We start from the raw sequence: 4,017 nt of genomic DNA, 5'->3' as shown, positions 1-4,017 counted from the left end.
GAACTTAACCGTTCGGCTTTTTTGATTCTACTATCTGTCCAGTCCTGAAATGGGTTTACCACTGGTGCCGATAGGACAATTGAAAGGCAACATCGGTGGAGTTGTCCATATTGAAGATGTTCTCGATTATGGATATCTCAACTGCCGAGCGTTGCATGAGATAGCGATAGCCAAACATCATTTCATTCGCGGCTTCTGAAAACTCAGTGTCACCATCTTCTGCGCCTTCATACCAACGGTATTCAAGATGCAATTCATGGTTTTCAAATAGCGTGAGTTGATAGCCGCCCATCCATGACCATGTCGTCTTCTTATGCGAAAAGCTATTCTCTGCTTCTCTACTGGACTGATTCGCTAACCCTAAGCTTGTATAGAAGGTATTGATGTCGAGTTGGTATGCATAGTTGAGTTGAGCGCTTTGTTCGGTGCTGTTTCCCTTAAATGCACCGTGGCTGACGTTGTTATGATAGAGGGAGACACCAAAAGATAGTCCGTGGTTTTCAAGGTCTATGATTTGGTATTGAGTGTAGAGTGTGAAAGCACTTGTCAGCGTGTCGCCAGAGAAGTCACTGATATTGATGCCATGGCTTGGCGCGTAAACATCAAATTGGTGTCTGTCTTTACGTTCCCGCCCTGCTTGGTCGATGCCAAATAGATCGTGGTAATTGATGATGACTTTATCAAGGTGATTGTTGGCGGCGTATAACCAGCGGTAGTTGAACTCTATTTGCCATGCTGTTGTTAGTTGCCATTTCAGCCCTGTTTGAAGTTGATTCTGATAATAGTCTAAATGATAGTCGTGAGAGTTAGCCCATATACTCGCGGCGGTTAAAGAAGCAAATACTTCAAGCTTGTTTTCTTCGAGCGGAAAGCCAGAGCGGAGCGTTGGAGTAAGACGAACTGACTGCAATGGTGCTTGGGTATAACTGATTAGCGGGCCGTAATCTTTGTTGGCCCATGCGGTTGGAGTAAAAACAACAGTTGCTATTAGTAATGATAAAGGTGGTATGAACGATATAAAGACAGCCTGTTTTCCCATATGCACCTCATTCGCATTCCGTTGCCTCTATATAGCTTAGTTCTAAATAACTCGTTTGTAAGAGATAAGTTGGAAGGGCGTACTCACAAGAGATAGGACAAATAGTTGAGTTGATACAGCTTGACTGGAAAGAGGAGGGGCAGGGAAGTTACCGCTAGCATATGAAACCTATCATTCGTGGCTAAAAAATTGCTGGCGAGACTGTCTTATTGCTGATTTTTAAAAAACGTTCACATTGAAAATGATCTATTAGATCAACAAGTAAAAACCATCTAGATCATAATTGCAGAGGACAGTATTAGTATGGGTAATTTTGAGCAAAAAGGTGAGGTGAGTCACGCTTTAGTGGCTGCTGCGCGACTTGCCCCGCACCAGGTGAAATGGGTGAAGTTAAGCAAGACCCAATTAAAGGTATTTAATTCGATAAAGCAGGGTGAAGAAGTGACAGCGCAACTTATTGCTGAGCGATGTGATTTGTCACCAAGTTGGGCCAGTTCTCTTTTGAGAAGTTTATATCTGAGATGCTATCTAACGAGATCGAGTGTAGGGCTAGATTTGGGAGGAGTGCAATTTGGTTATCAACATTACAATAATTGAATGTTCTAAAGGCAGCCGTCTTGCATATCGAAATTATACTCAAGTTGAATCGTAATCTTCGGCATTTCGATTGAATAAGCCTCAGCTTTTGCGGCACAATGGCAGAGATTGATGAGATCAATAGTATCGTTGCTGAATAATTAATTTGGAGTTGTGGTTCGTGGGAAAAGTTATAGGTTTGGAGAGCATTTTTAAAGCCGGAGTCATCGTATTGCTAACCCAGCAAGTCATGGGTTGTGTAAGTAGCCCAAAATCTGTGAGTATTTTGAGCACTGAACATGAACCCATTTATTCTTTTGAAGAAAAAAGCTGCAGTAAAGATATCAAAGCTTCTGATTATTATAGCAACCCTAAAGCGTTGAATAGCTTGTTGGATTGGCATCTAACTTCACCTGAAGTGAGCAACCCAGCGTGCATGAATAATATAGGTTGGATATACCACTTTATAGAAAGGGATTACCCCAAAGCACAAGAGTGGTACAAGCAGGCTGTAGCTCAGGGTAATTTGGATGCTATATATAATTTAGCATTATCTTATGATAGCCAATCTCCAACGCTTGGTAATTATGAGATGGCTTTCTCTTTGTATAAGCAGGCTGCGGAACAGAACCACATGTATGCTCAAAATAATTTGGCTCAAATGTATGAGCGTGGGCATGGGACACCTACGAACTTCACTAAAGCTAAATATTGGTTTGAAAAATCTTCTAATCAGTTTTACAGCCTAGCTTTTGTTCACTTAGGGTATCTCTATGAATATGGTTACGGTGTGGGTCAGGATTACGAGCAAGCGAAGCGGTATTATAAACAAGCTGTACAATTAGAAGATGCTAAAGGTGAGTTGCGCTTAGCATTGCTTTATTTGAGAGGGCAGGGTGGAGCTGTTGATAAAGAAAAAGCAATATTGCTGTTACAATCGTCAGCATCTAAAGGTAATAGTTACGCAAAATATCATCTATCTTTATTGTCTAGCTAGTCAGTAAATTCAGTAACCTAGGTTCTTCTGCAGCCTATAAGGTCGCAAACGCGGCTACACCCCGCGAAATAAAAATTTTTCGGGTCATATAGCCACCACCACTGGCATGACACTGAATTGCCAATATCGAACTTAGGTTTTGAGCGTGATGCGTAACGCTAAGCTGTAACCATCTTGTTTGCTTTAACAAACGAATGGTAAAAATGCAAAGCGTTGCAAATCAATCTTGAATAGTTTGCTATGTTTACTGATTCGTTTTGACCTCCTCTTGACGCTTTAGCGATGCTTTAGATTCTTGAGGTTTGATTACAGTGGATAGGAATATATCCTTGTAGATTCCTTTCACTGAAGCTGCAGTCACCGCAAAACCAGCGATTAATATGTATAGATCAATTTCATTTAGTAGTTTTTTAGCATCATCATTAAACGTTCCTAGAATGAGCAAAAAACCGCATATGATACCACTGGATTGAAGTATGGCGTTTACCATTACAGCCTGATTGAACTCGCGTTTCGCTCTGTGACACCTGTATGTATATATTAAGATCAAGATAGCTCCCAATATAGCCGATGGAATATATATGGCTTTATCCATTTTTATCCCCTTTCGCTACAGAGTCTCCAATTAAGCCTCCTAAAATGCCACCTATAATAGCGCCAAATGGGCCTCCAATTGATGCTCCAAATATTGCACCTCCAGCTGCAGCCCCCATGACCCTAGAGCTATCGTGTACTGGTGTATCATAAAGCTCATAATCAGCTTCGAGTTCTGCAACGCCACTCGATTTTTCAGATGTGTAATTGATAATACCTATAGGGTATTATCAAACCTTCATCTCTACCTCATAGCTGGAACCACAGTTATGACATTCTTCAGAGATTATTGCGGTGTATTCATTCTCATCCCCCATCTGCCTACTTGAACCACCAGTAACTTCAAAAGAAGTAACTTCTTCTTCGTAAAACTCCCCACACTTTGAGCAGCGAAATTTTGCTTTGCCCACTATTCCATCACTCATAATTCAAAATATCTCCTGTATACTTAACACTATATTAAGGTGTGAGTCATGTTTGCCAAGACACTTAACCAGAACACCATAAACACTGGACTACACCCAAACCAAAAATACCGAGCGTGGGGAATAACTCTTAGTCGTTTGTCAGCAGCTCCGATTAGCACGACATTCAAGGTACGCATACCGATTTAACTCAGATATAAAGAATCTTGAAAGAGTATCTACCGATGACGCCTTTAACAGGATCGGTACAGCGAAATATTTATATACAAACGAAATTGGTAGCACCACCAACGCGTACATTGTAACTATTAATATGATGCTAAAAAAAGCGAAGCTTTGTACCTTGTCCCAAGTAACATTCTGCAATAATTCATATAACACTGTAT

At 40.9% G+C, this 4,017-nt stretch carries 5 protein-coding genes; 2 read left to right on the top strand and 3 right to left on the bottom strand.

The features are described from left to right. Positions 1-55 precede the first annotated feature (55 nt). A complete protein-coding gene (locus AB4496_RS03885; protein WP_009846496.1) occupies positions 56-1,039 on the bottom strand; it encodes a DUF3187 family protein in 984 nt (327 codons plus the stop codon). Between the two features lie 303 nt (positions 1,040-1,342). Here AB4496_RS03885 and AB4496_RS03880 point away from each other — a divergent pair, with 303 nt between their 5' ends. Together AB4496_RS03880 and AB4496_RS03875 are read left to right on the top strand one after the other, a co-directional pair. After that, on the top strand, positions 1,343-1,636 hold the full coding sequence (locus AB4496_RS03880; RefSeq protein WP_009846497.1) for a hypothetical protein: 294 nt from the start codon (positions 1,343-1,345) through the stop codon (positions 1,634-1,636). 160 nt (positions 1,637-1,796) lie between these two features. Then, positions 1,797-2,612: a tetratricopeptide repeat protein gene (locus AB4496_RS03875; RefSeq protein ID WP_009846498.1), complete on the top strand. Its 816-nt coding sequence runs from the start codon at positions 1,797-1,799 to the stop codon at positions 2,610-2,612. 244 nt (positions 2,613-2,856) lie between these two features. On the opposite strand, the gene AB4496_RS03870 is transcribed toward AB4496_RS03875, so the two are convergent. Together AB4496_RS03870 and AB4496_RS03865 are read right to left on the bottom strand one after the other, a co-directional pair. Further along, entirely contained in the window at positions 2,857-3,207 is a 351-nt protein-coding gene (locus AB4496_RS03870; protein ID WP_009846499.1) for a hypothetical protein, read from the bottom strand. Positions 3,208-3,436: 229 nt separating this feature from the next. Continuing rightward, entirely contained in the window at positions 3,437-3,631 is a 195-nt protein-coding gene (locus AB4496_RS03865; RefSeq protein WP_009846501.1) for a hypothetical protein, read from the bottom strand. Positions 3,632-4,017 lie beyond the last annotated feature (386 nt).

Source organism: Vibrio sp. 10N.222.46.A1, assembly GCF_041473595.1.
GTDB lineage: Bacteria > Pseudomonadota > Gammaproteobacteria > Enterobacterales > Vibrionaceae > Vibrio > Vibrio tasmaniensis_A.
Note: the sequence above shows the minus strand (reverse complement) of the source record. Positions and strands in the feature narration are given on the sequence as shown.